Raw genomic sequence first — 19,833 nt, 5'->3', positions numbered from 1 at the left:
GTCAGGCCTCTTTTTTGCTGCGCCGGGCGGCCAGGTCCGCCTCGATTTTCGGCATCTGTTTTTCCAATGAGTAGAAGAGCATACCCAAGCCGCAGACGAGCGCGCCAATCGCGGGCACGATCGCCATCAGAAGACGGATGCCTTCCTGGGCATGCGCGGTTTGCGCCATATTGGCTTGGTAGCCATAGATGGAGAGAAGCGCGAGCGCGAGCGCGCCGCCCAAAGCCCAGCCGAGCTTGTTGGACATGCCCGAGGCCGAGAAGATCAGCCCGGTTGCTCTGCGCCCCGTACGCCATTCCGACCAATCCGCGCTATCGGCGAACATCGCCCAGAGCAGCGCCGCAGTCGGGCCGGTGAAGATCGAATAGAGGAAGTGGAAGCCATAGAGCAGCAAGAGCTGATCCGGCTTTACCCAGAACGATGCCACCAGCGAGATCGCACCCAACACCATGCAACCGATGAAAGCGTTCTTGCGGCCGGTATAGGGCGTTACATATTGAATGAGGAAGGTCGCGGCGAGCGAGGTGAGCGTGCCCATCACGATGAAGGGGCCGGTGCCACCCGCGCCGCCAAGATGGATGCTCCAGCCGAACGGCCCCGCGAAAACCACGTCATTCATATAATATTTGAAGTAGTAGATCATCGACGAGCCGCGCAGAGCAACAAAGAACACCTGCAGGATGCCCAACGTGCACAGCAGCATCCAATGCCCGTTCTTCATGAGGTCGAGCAGATCCTGCTTGGTCGAGGTCTTCTGCTCTTTCACCGGCACGACGCGTTCGCGGGTGGTGGCGAAGGTGCCGATGAACATCGCGATGGCGAGCACCGAGAACAGCGCCACCGTCAGCATATAGCCCTTTTGCTCATTGCCCTGCCCCAGCGCCGCCACCAGCGGCATGGCGAGCATGGCGACAAGGAAGCCCGCGCCTTGCGCGAAGCTGAAGCGATAAGCGGAAAGCTCGGTGCGTTCTTGCGGGTCAGGCGAGATCACGCCCATCAGCGCACCATAGGGCACGTTGATCGCCGAATAGGCCAGCATCAGCAATGTGAGGGTGACATAGGCGCTGATCAGCTTGCCGTGGTCATCGAAAGGCGGGGTGGTAAAGGCCAGCGTGGCAACAATGCCAAAAGGAAGCGCCATCCAGAGCAGGAAGGGGCGAAACTTACCCCAGCGCGTATTGGTGCGGTCTGCAATCATGCCGATGATGACGTCGACGAAGATATCCCAGCTGCGTGTCACGAGCAGCATGGTCCCCGCAGCGGAGGCGGCGAGGCCATAGACGTCGGTGTAAAAATTGACCTGATAATAGATGAAAATCATCCAGATCAGGTTGGAGGCGCCATCCCCCAGCCCGTAGCCGATCTTCTCCAGCACCCCGATTTTGCGGTCTGCCATTGGCCTCCCCCTCTTGCTTGTCTTCTTACGACAGCGCTTACCGTTTTTTGTACCCTAGCCCGTCACGGGGGACAACGCCATGCCCTAGCGGTCGCAGCGAAAGGTCAAAGGGCCGCTACTTAGAGTGCCTTATCGAGCCGGTAGCGTGCTGCGGCGATGGCGCGAGCGGCGGGGCTGCCATGGCGGCGGGACCAGACCTTGGTGATCTCAGCCCCCAATAAGAAGACCTGCACCGAGTAGTAGAGCCAGATCAGGATCGCCATCGCCCCGCCTGCCGAACCATAGCGATGTGCCAGGGCCGTCTCGGCGAGGTAGAACGCGATCAGGTATTCGCCAATCAGGATCAAGCCGGTGGTGACCACCGCGCCGGTGATCACATCACCCCATTGCAGCGCGCGGTTCGGCAGAAGCCGGTAGATGGCGGCAAAGAGGAAGCAGATCAGACTGGTGGAGACCGCGAAGTTCAACAGCCAGACGATGCCGCCACCGATGCCGAAAAGGTTATGGAAATAATGGCCGAAGGCGCCCACGGCGGCGTTGATAATGAGCGAGCAGCAGAGCAGCACACCGAGGCCCGCCACCAGGGCGATGGATTGCGCCCAGGTCTTGATCATCCGCCAATAGGAGAAGGGCGGCTCGGGCGCTTTCCAGATCGCGTTGAGGGCCGACTGCACCTCGACAAAGACGCCCCCCGCGGTCAGCACCAGCACGATCACGCCGAACAAGGTCGGCCAGAAACCGCCTTGCAGCTTGGATGCCTGGATTGCCGCCTCCATGGTCGCGGCGGTGTCATGGCCGACGACGCGGCGCACTTCATAGATGAGATGGGTGGTGGCTTCCCTGTTGCCGAGGAAGATTCCGGCCACGGTGGCGCAAATGTAGAAGACCGGCCCCATCGCGGTCATGGCGTAAAAGCTGATCGCAGCCCCGCGGCTCAGCGCATTGTCCGCGAAGAATTCTTGGACCCCCTCCCGGAAGAGGAACCACATCTCCCCGCTCCGGAGCTTTAGGATCCTGCGCAAGCTCGATGACCTTCTGGCGACCCAACGCCCATTAGAGCGCAAAGCTCCCGTTAGCGTGAGAGAAATCTGAACCGGGCCTTACTCGTCCCCAAACCCCTCGCAATCGGGCAGGAGCGCGATGATGCCAAAAAGGCAGGCTATGAAGCCCACGGCCAAGAACAGCATCGGAGTACCTCCGGCGAATGCTTGGCAGTAACTGGCTGAGCAGAGCTTTGTTGCGTGCCGTTCAAAACAAAGCCGCGTTCAGCCAAATATGAACCGCGATGCTGGCCGCATAGCCCAGCGCCACCGCCCAAATCCACTTCAGATGCGCCGCGAAGGTGTAGACGCCCCTCGCCGAGCCCATCAAAGCAACACCCGCCGCCGAGCCAATGGCGAGCAGCGAGCCGCCGGTGCCCGCAGTCAAGGTGACGAGCAGCCATTGGCCATGGCTCATCACCGGGTCCATCAACAGCACCGCATAGGTCAGCGGGATGTTATCGACAATCGCCGAAAGGATGCCGACCGTCACATTGGCCGTGGTGGGGCCGAGGTCCTGATAGAGAAAGGCCGAGAGGCCGCCAAGATAGCCCACCGCCGACAAGCCACCGACGCAGAGCATGATGCCGTAGAAGAACAGAAGCGTGTCCCATTCCACCTTTTCCAGAATGGAAAAGATGTTGAAGGGCTCGCGGCCCTCCTCAGCCGGGATGGTGGCGAAGGCACGGCTTTCCCAGCCATGCAGGAAATAGCCATAGAGGTTGAGCACGCCGAGCCCAGTCATCATGCCGAGGAAGGGCGGCAGATGCAGCACATGATCCAGCGTGACGGTGGCCGCGATGGTGCAGAGAAACAGCCCCGCAATGACATAACCACCCCGGCGCACAGCCACATGTTCGCCGGTTGCCGCGATGCGGTCCTTAGGCAGGAAGAAACTCATCACCAGCGCAGGCACCAGCCAATTGACGAGAGAAGGGATGAAGAGGTCGAAGAACTCGAAGAACTCGACCTTGCCCTTCTGCCAGACCATCAGGGTGGTGATGTCGCCAAAGGGCGAGAAGGCACCGCCCGCATTGGCCGCAACCACAATCGAGACCAGCGCAATGACGATGGCCTTCTTATGGCCTTGCAACGCGGAAATCGCGACCGCGCCCATGACAAGCGCGGTGGTGAGGTTATCTGCAATCGGGGAGAGGAAGAACGCACCCACACCGGTGAGCCAGAAAATCCCACGCACTGAGATGTTCGCCGCGGTCAGCCGCGCGCGCAAGGCATCGAAGAGACGCCGCTCGACCAACGCATTGACGAAACTCATCGCCGACAAAAGGAACAGCAACAGCTCGGCATATTCGAGAAGAACATGGGTGATCTTCTCATGCACCTCGTCGCCGCGATTTTCGAGGCCAAATCCGATGGCGACCAGAATCCAGATCAGCCCCGCGGCCACCATCACAGGTTTCGATTTGCGCAAGTGCAGCCGTTCTTCGAGGAACACCAGAACATAGGCGAGCACAAAAACGGCAACAACAGCCGGCGCGGCAAGATTCATCTCAGTTCCTCGAAAAGCGCTAAAGAGCTAGCCGATATTGCGTGCTGGTACAAATCGCGACTTAGCGAGCAGTTTTGCAAACAGGGTCTTATTGGCCCTTACACCAGCTGATAGCTGACGAAGGCAAAGTGCGTGGAATCGGGCGACCAGGAGGGAACATTGATAGTTCCCTGGCCGCCAAACAATTCGGCGATGACTTCCGGCGCGCCGCCTTCGGGTTTCAGCAAACGCAATTGCACCTTTTTATTCGGCGGATGATCGGTGACGAGAATATCGGTGCCGAAAGAGAGATAGACGATCCATTTTCCATCCGGCGAGGGATGGGCGAACCAATCGCGGCGATCCTCTTCGAAGGTGATCTGCTCGGGCGAGGCGCCATCGACGCCCATGCGCCAGAGCTTCATGTTTCCGCTACGGGTCGAGTTGAAATAGATGAAACGGCCATCGGGTGAATAGTCCGGCCCGTCATCCATCCAATCGCCTAGGGTAAGACGCAACTCGCTGCCGCCTTCCACAGGGCAGCTATAAAGATTGAGCGTGCGATTGCCGCGCGCGCCGACATAAGCGAGGCGTTTTCCATCCGGCGACCAGCCATGCCACCAGGAGGGTGCCTGAGGGATTACCTGCCGCGGCGCGCCGCCTTCGAAGGGCAGGATGAAAAGGCGCGAGAAAGTATCGGGCTCGGATTTGTCGCTCACCACGATCCATTTTCCATCCGGGGAAATGCCATGGTCGTTGTTGAGCTTGGCGAGCGCGCCTGTGTTGATGCGTTCCGGCGTGCCGCCTTCCGCGGGCACGCGATAGAGAAGGCCGCCGCTGTTATAGACAAGGGTCGCGCCATCAGGAGACCAGTTCGGTGCCTCGATGTGATCCTTGGTGTGGAAGACGACGCGACGAGCGCGCGTCTTCAGATCCATCACTTCCAGAAAGCTCTCGACTTTTTGCATCGCCAACTCCTTCGCCTTTGCTTCTAGCGCGGATGATGCAGGAACGACACAGAAGACAGATCGCGTGTGCCTTGCAGCGGCTCACAAACTCGTGCAAGTGAGACGCAGAGGGGATGAGCGCCGTCAGCAGCAATGCTGGCGGCGTTCGTTTTTGCTGGGCTTGCCTGCCCCATTCCGTTTTGCGGCCAATACGCACTAACACCAAACACCACCCTGACTTACAACTTGTGGAATAGGATCGCATTCCCTCTGCGTCAGGTTGGAACTTGACTATTGCAGCTGCATAAGGCATTAATGCTATTGAGAATGGGTCGCAAGTAAACAGGCGAACAAACATGTTCCGTGAAGCCCCTCCAGTTACCGCCCACCGCGCCACAATGCGCACGCCTTTGGGCCGGGCCCGTCCGGGCTTCCACGGAAAAATAGAAGCCATTGAAGCCACCGACGATGAGAGCGGTCTTAGCCCCGAAGAGCTGGAGCGCCGGCTGATCGAGCTTGGCTTTGTCGAGGGCGCCTCCGTCGAAATCCTGCATGAGGGCCTGATCGGGCATGATCCAATTGCGGTGCGCGTCGATAGCGCTACCGTCGCCCTACGCCGCCGCGAAGCCATGGCGATCCTGGTCGTTTGAGACCGCATATTTTTCAAGGAACGCCGGGGATATGAACGCCGTCACGAATACCGCCATTCTTCGCTGCGCCCTGGTCGGCACACCCAATTGCGGAAAAACAGCCCTCTTTAACGCCTTGACCGGCAGCCGCCAGAAAGTGGCGAACTATCCCGGCGTGACGGTGGAACGCAAATCCGGCGTGCTCCACACGGAGTCCGGGCTCTGCTTCAACATCGTCGATTTGCCCGGCACCTATTCCTTGCGCGCGCGCAGCCCGGACGAAGAGATCACCCGCGATGTGATCCTGGGCAAGCTCGCCAGCGAAACCCCGCCCGACTTCCTGGTCTGCGTCGCGGATTCCACCAATCTGCGCCTCGCCTTGCGCCTGGTGCTCGAGCTGCGCCGCGTCGGCCGCCCGATGATGCTGGTCCTCAATATGATGGACATCGCCAAGAAGCGCGGCATCGAGATCGACACCAACAAGCTTTCCGAAGCGCTCGGCTTTCCCGTGGTCACCAGCATCGCGGTAAGGAAGGGCGGCACGGATGCCCTGGTCAAAGCCATGGATGATTTCGCCCTGACGCGTGCGGGCATGGGCGGGGTCTGCTCTTGGGCGCCGCCGAACGCCGCCGAGCTGCGCGCAGGCCAGAACGAAGCCGACAAGATCATTCGCGCGGCGGTGAAGCTGCCTGCCAAACCCGATACGCTGACGACTTATCTGGATTCGGTGCTGCTGCATCCTGTGGCGGGGCTGATCTGCCTCTTCGCCATCCTCTTCGTGATGTTTCAGGCCGTCTTCACTTGGGCCCAGCCCGTGATGGATGGGATCGATGCAGGATTCGGCATCTTAGGTGATCTCGCCAAGACCTATTTGCCCGCGGGCCTTCTGCAGAGCTTCATCACCGATGGCGTGATCGGCGGTGTCGGCGGGGTGATCGTGTTCCTGCCGCAGATCGTGATCCTGTTCTTCTTCATTCTGCTGTTGGAAGACCTTGGCTATATGGCGCGCGCGGCGTTCCTGATGGACCGCATCATGGGCGGCGCGGGGCTGCACGGACGGGCGTTCATTCCGCTGCTCTCAAGCTTTGCTTGCGCAATTCCCGGCATCATGTCGACGCGCGTGATCGACAACAAAAAGGACCGCCTGACCACGATCCTTGTGGCGCCTTTGATGACCTGCTCGGCGCGCATTCCGGTCTATACGCTGATCGTTGGCGCCTTCATTCCCGCGAAAACTGTCTTCGGCTTTGCCTCACTGCAAGGCCTCGTGATGTTCGGGCTTTATGCGGTCGGTATTCTCTCGGCGCTGGGCGTCTCTTTCATCGCCAAGCAATTCTTCTGGCATCAGGAGATGAGCCCGCCCTTCATGCTGGAGCTGCCCGATTACAAAGTGCCGAGTGCAAAAAGCGTTGTGCTGGCGCTGGCCAATCGCGCCACCGCCTTCTTGAAGCGCGCGGGCACGACCATCTTTGCCATGACCATCCTGATCTGGTTCCTGGCGAGCTTCCCGCAAGCCCCGGCTGGCGCGACCGGCCCTGCTATCGATTACAGCCTCGCGGCGATGATCGGCCAAGCGCTGCATCCGCTGCTAGCGCCCATTGGCTTCAACTGGCAGATTTCGGTTGCGCTCATCCCCGGCATGGCCGCGCGCGAAGTGGCCGTCGCAGCCCTCGGCACCGTCTATTCGATTTCCGGCGGCGATGCCGAAGCGCAGATCGGCACGCTGCTCGCGCATCAATGGAGCCTTGCGACCGCCTTGGCGTTCCTTGCCTGGTACATCTTCGCGCCGCAATGCGCCTCCACCCTCGCCGTGATCAAGCGTGAGACCGGCAGCTGGAAATGGATGTGGATCACCTTTGGCTACATGCTGGCGCTGGCCTATGTCGCGGCTTTCATCACCTATCATGTCGCGGTAATGCTGGGGGCGGGTTAGCCCCCAGCTTAGTGGCCGTTTACACCGCTGCCGCGATCGCTTTGCCAACTTCGGCATGGATGTGTTGCGTGGCGCGGTCGCTGAGCTTGCTTTCATTGACATAGCTTGCCACCACCAAAGGCGCGCGATGCGGCGGCCAGATCACCGCGACGTCGTTGGACGTTCCGTGATCGCCGGTGCCGGTCTTATCGCCCACCTGCCAATCGGCGGGCAGACCAGCGCGCAAACGGTTGCTGCCGGTTTTCGTGGCGCGGAGCCAGGCTTGCAGCAGCGCCAGCGAGGCGGGTTTCAGCACGGTGCCCAGCACGAATTTCTGCACCGTGGCGGCCATCGCTTCCGGCGTGGTGGTATCGCGAAGATCATGCGCGATGGAGGAACTCATGATGGGCTCATAGCGGTCGATGCGCGTCACGCTATCGCCCATCTCTGCTAAGAATTTCGTCAGCCCCTCGGGCCCGCCGACGGCAGGCAGCAAAAGGTTGGCGGCGGTATTGTCGCTGAGGGTGATGGTGGCTTCGCTGAGCTCGCCAAGGCTCGCACTGGTGCCGACATGCTGCGCGCTGAAGGGCGAATTACCGAGGATATCCCCCTTCTTTACCGCGACGCGGCGTTCGAGCGATTCCGCCCCCGCATCGACTTTGCACAGCACCGCGGTCACGAGCAGCAATTTGAAGGTCGAGCAGAGGGGAAAGCGCTCGCTGCCGCGATAGGAAAAGCGCGCGCCCGAGCCGGTATCTATCACCGCCACACCGAGCCGCCCGCCACTGGTTTTCTCCGCCAGAGTCACCGCCGCCAGAAGCCCTTCCTGTCTGGGAAAGACCAATTCCTTGGCCGCGCTAAGCCCCGCCACGCCGACCAGCGCCAAAGAGCTGGTCCATAAAAACACCCGCCTATCCATGATATTTTCTCCCGCATTTGAGAGCAAATGAGCCCGATAAGGCCGTTAAATCGCGTTTTTCGAGGCGGCACAAAGCATCATATCTCGACTTAATCATGAAAATAATTCATGCATTCGCGCCATGGAACGCCCGCAACTTCCACTCAATGCCTTGCGCGCCTTCGAGGCCGCCGCCCGCCACCTCTCCTTCACCAAGGCGGGGCTGGAGCTCTGCGTCAGCCAGGGCGCGATCAGTCATCAGGTCAAAGCCCTGGAAGAGCAGCTTGGCGCGCCGCTGTTTCGTCGCCTGCCGCGCGGCCTGGCCCTGACCGATGAAGGCCTCGCGCTGATCCCCGTGGTGCAGGACGCGTTTGACCGGTTGGGTTCGACGCTGGATCGTTTTTCCGGTGGGCGATACCGCGATGTTCTGACCATCGGCGTGGTCGGCACTTTCGCCGCGGGCTGGCTGATGCAGCGCCTGCCCGATTTTCAGCGCGAACATCCCGATATCGATTTGCGTGTTCTGACCAATAACAATCGCGTCGATCTGGCAGGCGAAGGGCTCGATATGGCGATCCGCTTTGGCGCGGGCGCCTGGCATGAGACCGATGCCGAAGCTTTGATCGCGGCGCCTCTAGGCGTGGCTTGCGCGCCCGCAATCGCGCGGCGGCTTTCGAGCCCGAGCGATCTTTCCGGCGAAACGCTGCTGCGCTCCTATCGCCGCGATGAATGGGCCTGCTGGTTTGCGGCGGCAGGCGTGCCCTGCCCCGCCATTCACGGGCCGATGTTCGATAGCTCCGTCACCATGGCCGCCGCCGCAATGGCAGGACATGGCGTGGCGCTTCTGCCACTCGCGATGTTTTCCGCCGCGCTTGCTGAGGAACGGCTGGTGCGCCCCTTCGCGGTCGAAATCGAAACCGGACGCTATTGGCTGACCAAGCTGCAATCACGCCCGGATTCGCCCGCGATGGCACGGTTTAGGAGCTGGCTGCGCGAACGCTGCGCCGAGACGCGATGAACTTGCCCGCACTGCGCAGGCTTTTTGTGGGGAAAATCAAAAAGGGGGAGTGAACGCAACGCGTCCGATTTAGCTCATATGGGAATTAGAGGCGCAGGGTTCAAGGGGGATGGGGGCTAATTTGATTTTTTAGCCACCGGCTAGCGCCAGTATTACCCCTACTAACCGTGCCCTTTGAGCAATAAAAAGCCGAAACCCATCAAGTGAAAACGCCGCCGGGGATGAGATGGGAATGGCACGCAAGAAGACGAGGCTGTGATTAACCGCGATAACGAGCCTTGGACGGATCAAAGCCCGCTGGCGGCTCAACCCCAGCCCACCCGCGCGCCATATTCCGACACACAGCATCTATGTTGTTCATCATCTTCTTCGAATTCCCCGGGCAGCAAACCTGCTGCTGGCGGTACGTGTGGAAGATGATGCAGTGCTCTGTAGAAACCTTCTCGTCGTCCCGCCCGCCTTCCGCCAATATCTCGGACACCTGTCTATTCAGAATGGCGGCGCTGTGGGACATAGCATTGGTCAGCTTCAGTTCCGCCTCTGTGGTCTTGGGCGGAATACCCTTCGCATGGTCGATCAAGAGCGCACCAATTAGGTCCTTTCCGCGCGGCCTGCTGACCCGTATGCGCACCGTGGGGCGAACTGAGATGTGCACACCCTCTGACTGCACTGGCCTCCCAGTCTGTGGCAGGCGCTCGAAAATGAATGACCTAATGTTTAAGGCGTTCAAACTACGCTCGAAAGCATCAAGTGCGTTGAGTTCGTATTGGAGATTTTCGCGCCGTTGGATGACGGCGCAAGCATCACGTTCAAACTCCAGATCACGGCGGCAGGCGTCCAGCACCCTCCGGTCGAGGGTGGGGCTCGTAAGAAATCCCACTACCGCCCTGTATAGTTTATCATATATTAACGAAGGTGCGATCCGCTCGTACTTGAGCTTGCGAAGGATCGTTTCGCGTGGTTTGTCGTCGGCCGCCATGTACTCGCCCAGCTCAAGGACGGTTGCACGCGGCCTACGATTGACGCGCCATACAAAGTCGGAGTCTGCCATGCGTGAACTCGTGTTCTGTGCCCGCCTGAAAGATGGTCGAGAGATTTGCGTTGCCCCTCTTTCCAAGCAGACGTTCGAAGACAACAAGGCGTATGCGCTAGGAGATGATTGCGGTTACTTTATATATGAGATTGATTCGGCGTCGCCGTCATCCGGAATTGAAATACTCGGCAAGGCTATATCCTATGATGCCGCTGTGAGATTGGTGGATATCTTCGCTGCACACACCGCGATTACTGCCTCAGTCTGATCCTACTTTGCTTTTTTTGGGGCGCTTATTGATCTCGGCAATTATGTCACGCCAATAGGTTATGATTTCTGCATCCCCACCACGCCTCACATCAGCCAACCTCATTGCGGCGTAGCGCCCCGCCTCTTCACCGTAGTCATTCATAAGTTTATCGGCCGCGCGCTTGATCTCGTTCTCATCACTTTTTTCCACGGCTATCGCTCCTCGCATCCACCATTTTGCCGCACTCACGGCTTCCAACTGCCCCGTAATTGGTCGATGCGGATCATAGCAAAGAACGAACGCATCCGCGCTGAATACTCCCCTTTTCTGCCCCACGCCTTCGGACAGAAGACGCACATATCTTCCTCGCCCCTTGTGGGAGAGGAAGAAAAATCACGGGGTTAGTGGCGCGCCGCAAGATTGGATGAATAACAAGAATGGCGCGGTGCTAACCCCCTGATTTTTCAGGTGAGGGGTCCAGGGCGCGACATACCCCTCACCCGCAAAATCTAGCACTTAGCCTTGGCTATCGTGTTCAGCTCGAAAGCTCTGTGCCACCGGCTAAGTGCAAGATTTTGCGCCCTCTCCCTCAAGGAGCGAGGGGAATGGATCTGCGCATCCGTGAGACGCGAAGCAGGAGCAGAAAAGGACGAGACAGCTACTCTCCCCCCTTTTCGAAAACTGTCGCGGAAGGCGGTCAGGGTGGGGAAACTTGGGCGGACGGCATACCTGAGCGGCTGGCGCTTTTATCGCTCCGGTTGCGAGAGAGTGACTCGCAGGTAAAGGCCCAAAATCGATGATTCCAGGCGATTTTGCGGGCCTGTTTGCACGTCATCATTTATTGCGATTGCGTCTTAGTTTGTATTTTTTCTCAAGTATTTCAGTTGGTTATTTTTAGAATTGGTCCACATTGCCGCAGATGGCACTTTGGTTTTGACATCAGTTTAGAATATTTCTAAGTTTAGCCCAGTTAGTCACCCGCTGCGCCGAAAACCGCAGCTTCTAGGCCCGACCAAAAGGAGATTCATCCGTGCTGACCGTTGGCGATAAGTTCCCCGCATTTTCCGTTAAGGCCGTCGTTTCCACCGACCCCAAGACCGCCTTTGCCGACTTCACCGAGAAATCCGATGCGGGCAAGTGGAAGCTCGTCTTCTTCTGGCCGAAGGACTTCACCTTTGTCTGCCCGACGGAAATCGCCGGCTTCGGCAAGCTGAATGGCGACTTCAAGGATCGCGACACCGTGATCTATGGCGTGTCGGTCGACAGCGAATTCGTCCACCTGGCCTGGCGCAACAACCACGCCGACCTGAAGGATCTGCCCTTCGCGATGCTCGCCGACACCAACCGCAGGCTTTCGACCGCGCTCGGCGTGCTCGATGAAGAAGCCGGCGTTGCCAAGCGCGCCACCTTCATCGTCGACCCGGAAGGCGTGATCCGCTTTGCTTATGTCACCGACATGAGCGTGGGCCGCAATCCGCAGGAAGTGCTGCGCATCCTCGACGCGCTGCAGACCGACGAGCTCTGCCCCTGCAACTGGAACAAGGGCGAAGAGACGATCCACGTCTGATCGCACATCCCTTTCCCGTCGGGTTCCGGCTGCCATCCCCCCTCCTGGCGGCCGGGCTCTGAAAAGAGACCCCGCCGGCATTTCTCTCTTGCCGGTGGGGTTTCTACTTTTTGAACGCCCCTCTTACTCGAGTGCCCCCATGTCGATTGAAGCCCTGAAAGACGCCCTGCCCGAATACGCCAAGGATCTGAAGCTGAACCTGTCGACGCTCGCCACCGAGCCTTCGCTCACCGAGCAGCAGCGCGCCGGAACCTTCATTGCTTGCGCGCTCGCCTCGCGCAACAAGCCCACCACCAACGCGATCTTTTCGGAATTCGGGCCCAAGCTGAGCCCCGAAGCCCTCACCGCCGCGCGCGCTGCCGCCGCGATCATGGGCATGAACAACATCTATTACCGCTTCACCCATCTGGCTTCGGCGCCGGATTACCGCACGCTCCCCGCCAAGCTGCGCATGAATGTGATCGGCAAGCCCGGCGTCGATAAGATCGATTTCGAGCTTTGGTCGCTCGCCGTCTCGGCCATCAATGGCTGCGGCATGTGCATCGACAGCCATGAGAAAGTGCTGCGCAATGGCGGCATGACGGCCGAGCAGATTCAGGCCGCGGTACGTATCGCCTCGGTGGTGCATGCGGTTGCCGCCGTGCTGGACGGCGAAGATGCCGAGCCGTCTACGACTACAGCGGCCTAACAGCATATCCCCCTGCGGTGCTATAGCTTGCCCCGCAGCCCGCAGGGGGACCCTTCATGAAATTTCTCGCTGCCGCTTTTGCCCTGGCCGCCCTTATCTTACCGGCGGCTGCCGAGGCACCTTTCGCCAAAGACCGCATCGCCTGGAACAAACCGGCGGAGCCGTTTCATATCATCGGACCGGTCTATTACGTCGGCACGGCGGGGCTTTCGGTTCATCTAATCAAAACCCGCCAAGGCCTGATCCTGATCGACCAGGGCTTGCCGGAATCCGTGCCGCTGATCGAAGCCAATATTCAAAAGCTTAGTTTCAAGCTCGGCGATGTGAAGCTGCTTTTAGCCGGACACGCCCATTTCGATCATGTCGGCGGCTTGGCGCAGCTCCAAAAGGACACCGGCGCCCGGATCGTGGCGAGCGCGGCGGACAAGCCTTTTCTGGAAGCGGGACGCATCACCTTCGGGCCGAGCGCGCCGATCCCTTTCACGCCGGTCAAGGTGGACTGTGTGATCGGCGATGGCGAGGCGCTTTCCTTTGGCGGCGTGACCTTGACCGCGCATCTCACCCCCGGCCACACGCCGGGCAATTTAAGCTGGACGATGAAGATCGTTGAAAATGGCGAGCCGCATCTGGTGCTGTTCGCCGGAAGCCTTTCGACCGGCGGCAACCCCATCGCGGGCACGCCGACCTATCCTTCGATCACCCAGGATTACCGAAAGAGCTTCGCCAAGCTGAAATCGCTCTCCGCCGATATTCTGCTGACGGAACATCAAGACATTGCGGGAGAGATAGACAAATCCCAACGCCGCAAAATGGGCGCGCCAAACCCCTTCATCGCCCCAGAGGCGCTGCCCGCCTATGTCGCGGCGAGCGAGCGCGATTTCGAGACCGCGCTGGCGAAAGAAAAGCGCGCGCCCTGACGGGGACGCGCGGTCTCTTACACAGGCTTGGGATTGCGGGACTGGAAGGTGCCGCGCTGGTGCCAATAGGGATAGACCGGCGTGGTTTCGCTCGCCGCATCGAGCTTAGCGATCTGTTCCTTGGTGAGATTCCAGCCCACCGCGCCGAGATTATCGCGCAGCTGCTGCTCGTTGCGCGCGCCGATGATCACGGTCGACACGGTCGGGCGTTGCAGCACCCAATTGAGTGCGATCTGCGGAATGGTCTTGCCCGTTTCCTTGGCGACTTCATCCAGCGCATCGACCACACGATAGAGATATTCATCCTCGACCGGCGGACCCATATCGGCGGTCTTGTGCAGGCGGCTCTCGGCAGGCACGGGAACGCCACGGCGAAGCTTGCCGGTGAGGCGGCCCCAGCCCAAGGGACTCCACACCACCGCGCCAATACCCTGATCCAGGCCGAGCGGCATCAACTCCCATTCGTAATCGCGCCCAATCAGCGAGTAATAGGTCTGGTTGGCGACATAACGCGGGAAGCCGTATTTCTCAGCCAAGCCGAGGGATTTCATCACCTGCCAGCCGGAGAAATTGGAAATGCCGGTGTAAAGAATCTTACCGGCGCGCACGAGATCATCAAGCGTGGATAGCACCTCTTCAATCGGCGTCACGGCGTCGAAAGCGTGCAGCTGGAAGAGATCGATGTAATCGGTGCCGAGGCGTTTCAGTGAGGCATCCACCGCGCGGGTCAAATGATAGCGCGAAGAACCGACATCGTTGGGGCCATCGCCCATCGGAAAGGTGGCTTTGGTCGAGATCAACACCTTGTCGCGGCGGCCCTTCACGGCGGCGCCGAGCACCTCTTCCGCACCGCCCGCCGAATAGCCATCGGCGCTATCGAACATGGTGAGGCCGTGCTCCAAACAAATGTCGATCAGGCGGGTTGCTTCCGCGACATCGGTGGAGCCCCAGGCGCCGAAAAACTCGCCCCGTCCGGCGAAGGTGCCGGTACCGAGGGTCAAAACAGGAACCTTGAAACCGGAACGGCCAAGCTGGCGATATTCCATGAGAAACCTCGAAACAGCGAAAATTGCGCGGCGATTCTATCGAGGCGTTTGGGCGCGGTCACGTGACATGGGCGTGAAAGGCGCGCGCGTAACCAGGATTGCGCGCCAATCTGGTACTTCGCGGGCGGTCGGTTTATAAACCTGACGGGGTAGTGGCAGGGCGTGGGGATGGTTTCCAAACTGAAGCTGGGCCTTTACGGGCTGGGGCTGATCTTGATCGCCATCGGCGTCGCGACGGCGGTTGGCGGCTATCTGGAATGGCGCCGCGAAGTCGCCGAAGCCCGGCAAAAGTTGCAACAGCCCGTGGCGGAAATCTCCACCACCGCAACCGCGCTTTTGAGTTTCGAAACCAAAGCCCGCAAAGGCTCTTACGAAGCCATCCTTGGGCGCGGCGAAGCTCAGATCAAACATTTGGCCGAGACGGGCAAACAGGTCGCTGCAGCCACCCTGCCCCATGCGGAAAAAGCAGCACTCACGGCCTATCTCGGCGAGCTTACAAAACTCACCACCGCCGAAGTCTCCAAATATCGAAAACTGAAAGCGACCGCGACCGCACTCGATGGCGCCAAATCCCTTGCGGTTGATCTTTCCAATCCGGCGTTGGCGTCGCGCGCAACAACGCGGGAAAGGTTTCGCCAATTGTTGAGCGACGCCGATAAAGGGCTCGATGCGATGGATGCCGCCGATGGCGCTTTCTATAAGCAGGTGATCACTTCACGCGACGAACTGGAACGCGAAAGACCCGCGCTGACGGGCTATCCCATGATCGACGACAAAGTGATCCTGGACGTGATCGCCGCGCATCAAACGACAGCGAAATAACACCCGCTCACACTTCCGGAATGCTCTGCTTCAACCGTCCGCCGACGCGCACGGGCTCGACGCGCACCGCGAGACCGCGGGCATTGGTTTCGACGAAGACGCCGCAGAGCGTGGCAGGACCAGAGGCCGGGGAGAACCGTCCGCCATGCATTTTGCGGATGAAGCGCTGCACCGGCTCGTATTTTTCCATGCCGATCACGGAATCATAATCGCAGCAGCCGCCCGCATCGGATTGATAGGCGGTGCCGCCGGGCAGAATTTGCGCATCGGCGGTGGGGATATGGGTGTGGGTGCCGACGACGAGGCTGGCGCGGCCATCGCAGAAATGGGCCATCGCCATCTTCTCGGAGGAGGCCTCAGCATGGATGTCGAGCACCACCGCATCGGCGGCCACGCCCAAAGGACAGGCGCCCAGCTCAGCCTCGGCGGCGGCGAAAGGATCATCGAGCGCATCCATGAAGACGCGGCCCATCAGATTCAACACCAGCACGTGCTGGCCGCTGCGGGTTTCATAAAGGCCTGCGCCCTTGCCGGGCACGCCCGTGGGGTAATTCCTAGGACGGAGGATGCGGTCCTCATCATCGATGAAGGAGAGGATCTCGCGCTGGTCGGCCCAGTGATTGCCGGTGGTGATGCAATCCACACCGGCGGAGAAAAGCTCGTCCGCAACCAGACGTGTGAGGCCGAAACCGCCCGCCGCGTTTTCCGCGTTGGCGATGACGAAATCCGTCTTGAGCAGGTCTCTCAGCCGGGGGAGTTCAGATGTGACGACGTCCCTACCGGGGCGCCCGATGATGTCGCCGATGAACAAAAGTCGCATATCGCTTCTTATCACAGCGATGCGCTGGGGAAACCGTTATCCGTCGTTGAAGCTACAAAATCTGCGCCAGAAGGCGCGCACGCCGCGCGCGATCACCGCCCTGCGTCAACAAATTTGGCCAAGAGCCCACCGGGCCGTTGAAAACCCGCATCTCACACGCCACAAAAACCTGCTACAGAGACCCCACCGCAGCGGTATGGGAAGAGCCATGAAAGCCGTCATTTTCGATTTTTTTGGGGTGATCTGCTCGGAAATCACGCCTTTCGTGCTGCCCCGCTATATGAGCGCGGAAGAGGCGGTGGCCTATAAAGCCGATATCGTCGAGGAAGCCGATCTCGGCCATCTCGATCTGCCGCAGGTGCTGGAAATGCTCGCGGCCCGCACCGGCGCCAGCGCCGCCCAGCTTCACGCGGAGTTCTGGGCCCATGTGAATATCAACCCAGAGATGGTGGCGCTGATCGAAGAGGTCAAAGCCAAGCGGCGTACCGCGCTGCTCTCCAACGCCATGAACCCGTTCCTGCGCCAGGTGATGGCCAAGCACGATCTGGAGCGGCTGTTCGACGATATCGTGATCTCCGCCGAAGTCGGCCTGACCAAGCCCAACCCGGAGATTTACGCCCTTAGCGTGAAGCGGCTGGGGCTGGCGCCGCAGGCGTGCGTTTTCACCGATGACAACCAAAACAACATCGCCGCCGCCGAAGGCTTTGGCCTGAAGGCGCTGCTCTTCACCGGCGTGGATAAGCTGAAGGCAGATCTCGGCGCGCTGGGCGTGCTCTAGACTCTTCAACTTTCGCGCTTTCGGACGGAAAACCGGCAGTCCACTTTTCCTGAAAGCGCTCTAGAAGCGCGTCAGCCCTTCTTCCGTCAGCACCGCATCGAGACGCTGGTCATAGGCGTCCCTTGGCAGGTGGTCGATACGCTGGCCTGCATAAGCAATGCCGATCGCGGTTATGGGCTTCTTGGCGCGTAATGCGGCGAGCGTGCGATCATAGAAGCCGCCGCCATAGCCAAGCCGGTAGCCCGCATCGTCAAAGGCCAGAAGCGGCACCAGCAAAACGTCCGGCTCAACGATGTCGGCGGTGGGTAGCGGCTCGGCGACACCAAAACGATGCAGCACCAGTTCATCGCCCTCTTGCCAGCGGTGGAAGCGCAACGGCGCGGCTTTCTGCACAATCACGGGCAACGCCAGATGCAACCCGCGCGACGCCAGCGCCGCCATCAAGGCCTTGGGATCGGCTTCGCTGCGGCAAGCGCAATAGCCTGAGACGACGCCACTGGAGATGGGGAGTTCAGACGCGAAAGCGGCCAGCCGCGCGCCATGTTCCGGACGGGCCAGCGCGGCACGGGTTTGTTCGGCGTTTTTGCGGAGGGTGGCTTTATCGGTCATCTGAAGAAATTAGCGGACAGGACCGCACAACGCCGTTGGAATTGGATCCTCACGGGCCTGCAGTGCAGGTGGGCGCCATATGTCCGAGGCCACGGCCTCGGTCAGGGACAGCTCCCGGTGAGTAACATTAAGGCCCCTGGGTGTCGCTATCCTGACGCGCGAGGCAGTACCTGTCCAAGACTCAATGTAGGGACCCCGCCCCCAAGCGGCAAGGCACAAGGGACGAAATAGAAAAGCAAATTTATATGCTATGCGGGAACAGGCGGACGCGGCGCGCGAAAATTGCAAAACAAATACCAGAAAATTATCTTAAGCCTTTGAAAATAATCACAAAATACAATATTCCAAAGGCCTGTTTGGGGCCCTTCGCACCGCGCTGACGAAAGTTATCAACCGATATAGGTAGTTTGATTTACGCCCAGAAATGGAAACAGCTTAGAAATTTAATCTCTCTTAAGCGGCCTCGGAAAATGGTGGCGGGCGCGTCGGGTTCGCCTGCGCGCTCCCCCTTACTTCGAGGACATATGATGTTTTGGCGCCGCGATACGTCTACCCGTTCGTCTGAGGCTGTTCTGAACGCCATCGAACACGCGCTAGCCCTGATCGAGTTCACGCCAGACGGTACGATTTTGCGTGCCAACGCCAATTTCTGCACCGCGCTGGGCTATCGGCCAGAGGAAATCGTCGGTCGCCATCACAGCCTTTTTGTCGAACCCGCTTATGTCCAGAGCGCGGAATATAAGGCGTTTTGGGAGCAGCTCAGGCGCGGCGAATTTGATGCCCGCCAATATCTGCGCATCGGCAAGGGCGGCAGGCAAGTCTGGATTCAGGCGAGCTACAACCCGGTACGCGGCGCCGACGGTAAAGTGGAAAAGGTGGTCAAGGTCGCTACCGACATCAGCGAGCGCGTCAAGGCGGTGATTGAGGTCGCTGCGGCTTTGGCCCATCTCGCCGAAGGCAAGCTCGACCGCCGCATCGATCATGTCTTTCCAGCTGATCTTGAGCCCCTGCGCCGCGATTTCAACAAGGCCGTCGAGACCTTGCATAAGACCATCCAGCGCTTTGCCGAAAGCGCCCACACGATTTCCAATGCGGCGAGCGAAATCGGCAGCGCGACCGATGATCTGTCGCGGCGCACCGAGCAGCAAGCAGCCAGCATCGAAGAAACCGCGGCCGCACTGGACGAAATCACCAGCACCGTGAAGGTGGCCGCCGCAGGCGCGCATGAAGCCTCGCGCAGCATGGTGGAAGCCAAGACCGTCGCCGAAGAAGGCGGCCGTGTCGTGGCGAGCGCCGTCGAGGCCATGGATGCCATCGCGCAATCCTCGAACAAGATCACCGATATTATTGGCGTAATCGATGAGATCGCCTTCCAGACCAACCTTCTCGCACTGAACGCAGGCGTTGAAGCAGCACGCGCGGGTGATGCGGGCCGCGGCTTTGCCGTGGTGGCAAGCGAAGTGCGCGCACTGGCGGGGCGTTCCTCGGAAGCGGCCAAGCAGATCAAGGCGCTGATCGCGACCTCAAGCCAGCATGTCGGCGATGGCGTCAAGCTGGTGGGAGAAACCGGCAAGACGTTGAATCGCATCCTGGATCACGTGGCCAAAGTGGCCGCCCAGGCCAATGACGATGCCAAGGCCAGCGAGCAGACCGCGACCGGCATTCAGCAAATCAATGCCGCCGTCACCCAGATGGATCAGGTCACCCAGCAGAACGCCGCCATGGTGGAAGAAACCACCGCCGCCTCACGCAACCTGGCCGAAGAAACCAAGACATTGCTGGAGCTGACAGAGTTTTTCAGTACCGGCGCTAGCGCCAAGCCGGTGGCCGCGAAACGCGCAGCACCTGCGCTTAAAGCCCCTGCTGCAAAAGCACCTTTGGCAAGGCGCGCCGGAAATGCAGTGCCAAAGGAAGCCCCCCAAGCCGCGCCTGCCGACGATTGGGCGGAGTTTTAAGGATGAGGGGCTAGCCCCC

At 59.9% G+C, this 19,833-nt stretch carries 20 protein-coding genes and 1 other RNA gene; 10 read left to right on the top strand and 11 right to left on the bottom strand.

Annotated elements, in window-relative coordinates; genetic code table 11:
* Position 1: 1 nt before the first annotated feature.
* The 4 genes from FHS83_RS10300 to FHS83_RS10285 all read right to left on the bottom strand — a co-directional run bounded on the left by FHS83_RS10300 (position 2) and on the right by FHS83_RS10285 (position 4,893).
* Entirely contained in the window at positions 2 to 1,396 is a 1,395-nt protein-coding gene (locus tag FHS83_RS10300) for an MFS transporter (RefSeq protein WP_167082878.1), read from the bottom strand.
* A 119-nt stretch (positions 1,397 to 1,515) separates the two neighbouring features.
* A complete protein-coding gene (locus tag FHS83_RS10295; RefSeq protein ID WP_167082877.1) occupies positions 1,516 to 2,385 on the bottom strand; it encodes a YihY/virulence factor BrkB family protein in 870 nt (289 codons plus the stop codon).
* 259 nt (positions 2,386 to 2,644) lie between these two features.
* On the bottom strand, positions 2,645 to 3,946 hold the full coding sequence (nhaD, locus tag FHS83_RS10290) for a sodium:proton antiporter NhaD (protein WP_167082876.1): 1,302 nt from the start codon (positions 3,944 to 3,946) through the stop codon (positions 2,645 to 2,647).
* Positions 3,947 to 4,044: 98 nt separating this feature from the next.
* Entirely contained in the window at positions 4,045 to 4,893 is an 849-nt protein-coding gene (locus FHS83_RS10285; protein WP_167082875.1) for a TolB family protein, read from the bottom strand.
* Positions 4,894 to 5,228: 335 nt separating this feature from the next.
* Between FHS83_RS10285 and FHS83_RS10280 the strand changes: the two genes are divergently transcribed.
* Positions 5,229 to 5,522: a FeoA family protein gene (locus FHS83_RS10280; RefSeq protein ID WP_208414443.1), complete on the top strand. Its 294-nt coding sequence runs from the start codon at positions 5,229 to 5,231 to the stop codon at positions 5,520 to 5,522.
* 31 nt (positions 5,523 to 5,553) lie between these two features.
* Positions 5,554 to 7,434, top strand: a complete 1,881-nt coding sequence (gene feoB, locus FHS83_RS10275) for a ferrous iron transporter B (RefSeq protein ID WP_167082874.1) — start codon at positions 5,554 to 5,556, stop codon at positions 7,432 to 7,434.
* A gap of 19 nt (positions 7,435 to 7,453) precedes the next feature.
* Here feoB and bla (FHS83_RS10270) read toward each other — a convergent pair whose 3' ends face one another.
* Positions 7,454 to 8,332, bottom strand: a complete 879-nt coding sequence (gene bla / locus FHS83_RS10270; protein ID WP_167082873.1) for a class A beta-lactamase — start codon at positions 8,330 to 8,332, stop codon at positions 7,454 to 7,456.
* A gap of 121 nt (positions 8,333 to 8,453) precedes the next feature.
* On the opposite strand from bla (FHS83_RS10270), the gene FHS83_RS10265 reads away from it, so the two are divergent.
* Positions 8,454 to 9,329 carry a LysR family transcriptional regulator gene (locus FHS83_RS10265; RefSeq protein ID WP_167082872.1) on the top strand — a complete coding sequence of 292 codons (876 nt, stop codon included), beginning with the start codon at positions 8,454 to 8,456 and terminating at the stop codon, positions 9,327 to 9,329.
* 259 nt (positions 9,330 to 9,588) lie between these two features.
* Here FHS83_RS10265 and FHS83_RS10260 read toward each other — a convergent pair whose 3' ends face one another.
* Positions 9,589 to 10,380, bottom strand: coding sequence for a hypothetical protein (locus FHS83_RS10260; RefSeq protein WP_167082871.1), 792 nt, complete (start codon positions 10,378 to 10,380; stop codon positions 9,589 to 9,591).
* Between FHS83_RS10260 and FHS83_RS10255 the strand changes: the two genes are divergently transcribed.
* Entirely contained in the window at positions 10,379 to 10,630 is a 252-nt protein-coding gene (locus FHS83_RS10255; protein WP_167082870.1) for a hypothetical protein, read from the top strand. The genes FHS83_RS10260 and FHS83_RS10255 overlap by 2 nt on opposite strands.
* Here FHS83_RS10255 and FHS83_RS10250 read toward each other — a convergent pair.
* Positions 10,622 to 10,969 carry a hypothetical protein gene (locus FHS83_RS10250; RefSeq protein ID WP_167082869.1) on the bottom strand — a complete coding sequence of 116 codons (348 nt, stop codon included), beginning with the start codon at positions 10,967 to 10,969 and terminating at the stop codon, positions 10,622 to 10,624. The genes FHS83_RS10255 and FHS83_RS10250 overlap by 9 nt on opposite strands.
* Positions 10,970 to 11,642: 673 nt before the next feature.
* On the opposite strand from FHS83_RS10250, the gene FHS83_RS10245 reads away from it, so the two are divergent.
* From FHS83_RS10245 to bla (FHS83_RS10235), 3 genes are all read left to right on the top strand, one after another.
* On the top strand, positions 11,643 to 12,179 hold the full coding sequence (locus FHS83_RS10245) for a redoxin domain-containing protein (RefSeq protein ID WP_167082868.1): 537 nt from the start codon (positions 11,643 to 11,645) through the stop codon (positions 12,177 to 12,179).
* Between the two features lie 139 nt (positions 12,180 to 12,318).
* Complete coding sequence (ahpD, locus tag FHS83_RS10240) at positions 12,319 to 12,867, top strand: alkylhydroperoxidase, AhpD family (protein WP_167082867.1); 549 nt, start codon at positions 12,319 to 12,321, stop codon at positions 12,865 to 12,867.
* A 56-nt stretch (positions 12,868 to 12,923) separates the two neighbouring features.
* Positions 12,924 to 13,784, top strand: a complete 861-nt coding sequence (gene bla / locus FHS83_RS10235; protein WP_167082866.1) for a subclass B3 metallo-beta-lactamase — start codon at positions 12,924 to 12,926, stop codon at positions 13,782 to 13,784.
* Positions 13,785 to 13,801: 17 nt separating this feature from the next.
* On the opposite strand, the gene FHS83_RS10230 is transcribed toward bla (FHS83_RS10235), so the two are convergent.
* Entirely contained in the window at positions 13,802 to 14,830 is a 1,029-nt protein-coding gene (locus tag FHS83_RS10230; protein ID WP_167082865.1) for an aldo/keto reductase, read from the bottom strand.
* A gap of 168 nt (positions 14,831 to 14,998) precedes the next feature.
* Here FHS83_RS10230 and FHS83_RS10225 point away from each other — a divergent pair, with 168 nt between their 5' ends.
* Positions 14,999 to 15,652: a hypothetical protein gene (locus FHS83_RS10225; RefSeq protein WP_167082864.1), complete on the top strand. Its 654-nt coding sequence runs from the start codon at positions 14,999 to 15,001 to the stop codon at positions 15,650 to 15,652.
* A 7-nt stretch (positions 15,653 to 15,659) separates the two neighbouring features.
* Here the strand turns inward: FHS83_RS10225 and FHS83_RS10220 are convergent, their stop codons facing one another.
* Positions 15,660 to 16,472, bottom strand: a complete 813-nt coding sequence (locus FHS83_RS10220; RefSeq protein ID WP_167082863.1) for a TIGR00282 family metallophosphoesterase — start codon at positions 16,470 to 16,472, stop codon at positions 15,660 to 15,662.
* Between the two features lie 208 nt (positions 16,473 to 16,680).
* On the opposite strand from FHS83_RS10220, the gene FHS83_RS10215 reads away from it, so the two are divergent.
* A complete protein-coding gene (locus FHS83_RS10215; RefSeq protein ID WP_167082862.1) occupies positions 16,681 to 17,250 on the top strand; it encodes an HAD family hydrolase in 570 nt (189 codons plus the stop codon).
* A gap of 60 nt (positions 17,251 to 17,310) precedes the next feature.
* Here the strand turns inward: FHS83_RS10215 and FHS83_RS10210 are convergent, their stop codons facing one another.
* Together FHS83_RS10210 and ssrS are read right to left on the bottom strand one after the other, a co-directional pair.
* Positions 17,311 to 17,859: a 5-formyltetrahydrofolate cyclo-ligase gene (locus FHS83_RS10210; protein ID WP_167082861.1), complete on the bottom strand. Its 549-nt coding sequence runs from the start codon at positions 17,857 to 17,859 to the stop codon at positions 17,311 to 17,313.
* Positions 17,860 to 17,874: 15 nt separating this feature from the next.
* A non-coding RNA gene (gene ssrS, locus FHS83_RS19905) (6S RNA) lies at positions 17,875 to 18,032 on the bottom strand.
* Positions 18,033 to 18,383: 351 nt separating this feature from the next.
* Between ssrS and FHS83_RS10205 the strand changes: the two genes are divergently transcribed.
* Positions 18,384 to 19,814, top strand: coding sequence for a methyl-accepting chemotaxis protein (locus FHS83_RS10205; protein ID WP_167082860.1), 1,431 nt, complete (start codon positions 18,384 to 18,386; stop codon positions 19,812 to 19,814).
* Positions 19,815 to 19,833: the final 19 nt, after the last annotated feature.

Source organism: Rhizomicrobium palustre (genome assembly GCF_011761565.1).
GTDB classification, from domain to species: Bacteria; Pseudomonadota; Alphaproteobacteria; order Micropepsales; family Micropepsaceae; genus Rhizomicrobium; species Rhizomicrobium palustre.
The sequence above is the reverse complement of the archived record's forward strand: the minus strand, read 5'-3'. Positions and strand labels throughout refer to the sequence as shown.

Bases quoted from the DNA above. Each gene is read 5' to 3' on its own strand.
- FHS83_RS10300 (WP_167082878.1), bottom strand. From the start codon at position 1,396: ATGGCAGACCGCAAAATCGGGGTGCTGGAGAAGATCGGCTACGGGCTG.
- FHS83_RS10295 (WP_167082877.1), bottom strand. From the start codon at position 2,385: ATGTGGTTCCTCTTCCGGGAGGGGGTCCAAGAATTCTTCGCGGACAAT.
- nhaD (WP_167082876.1), bottom strand. From the start codon at position 3,946: ATGAATCTTGCCGCGCCGGCTGTTGTTGCCGTTTTTGTGCTCGCCTAT.
- FHS83_RS10285 (WP_167082875.1), bottom strand. From the start codon at position 4,893: ATGCAAAAAGTCGAGAGCTTTCTGGAAGTGATGGATCTGAAGACGCGC.
- FHS83_RS10280 (WP_208414443.1), top strand. From the start codon at position 5,229: ATGTTCCGTGAAGCCCCTCCAGTTACCGCCCACCGCGCCACAATGCGC.
- feoB (WP_167082874.1), top strand. From the start codon at position 5,554: ATGAACGCCGTCACGAATACCGCCATTCTTCGCTGCGCCCTGGTCGGC.
- bla (WP_167082873.1), bottom strand. From the start codon at position 8,332: ATGGATAGGCGGGTGTTTTTATGGACCAGCTCTTTGGCGCTGGTCGGC.
- FHS83_RS10265 (WP_167082872.1), top strand. From the start codon at position 8,454: ATGGAACGCCCGCAACTTCCACTCAATGCCTTGCGCGCCTTCGAGGCC.
- FHS83_RS10255 (WP_167082870.1), top strand. From the start codon at position 10,379: ATGCGTGAACTCGTGTTCTGTGCCCGCCTGAAAGATGGTCGAGAGATT.
- FHS83_RS10260 (WP_167082871.1), bottom strand. From the start codon at position 10,380: ATGGCAGACTCCGACTTTGTATGGCGCGTCAATCGTAGGCCGCGTGCA.
- ahpD (WP_167082867.1), top strand. From the start codon at position 12,319: ATGTCGATTGAAGCCCTGAAAGACGCCCTGCCCGAATACGCCAAGGAT.
- bla (WP_167082866.1), top strand. From the start codon at position 12,924: ATGAAATTTCTCGCTGCCGCTTTTGCCCTGGCCGCCCTTATCTTACCG.
- FHS83_RS10230 (WP_167082865.1), bottom strand. From the start codon at position 14,830: ATGGAATATCGCCAGCTTGGCCGTTCCGGTTTCAAGGTTCCTGTTTTG.
- FHS83_RS10225 (WP_167082864.1), top strand. From the start codon at position 14,999: ATGGTTTCCAAACTGAAGCTGGGCCTTTACGGGCTGGGGCTGATCTTG.
- FHS83_RS10220 (WP_167082863.1), bottom strand. From the start codon at position 16,472: ATGCGACTTTTGTTCATCGGCGACATCATCGGGCGCCCCGGTAGGGAC.
- FHS83_RS10215 (WP_167082862.1), top strand. From the start codon at position 16,681: ATGAAAGCCGTCATTTTCGATTTTTTTGGGGTGATCTGCTCGGAAATC.
- FHS83_RS10210 (WP_167082861.1), bottom strand. From the start codon at position 17,859: ATGACCGATAAAGCCACCCTCCGCAAAAACGCCGAACAAACCCGTGCC.
- FHS83_RS10205 (WP_167082860.1), top strand. From the start codon at position 18,384: ATGATGTTTTGGCGCCGCGATACGTCTACCCGTTCGTCTGAGGCTGTT.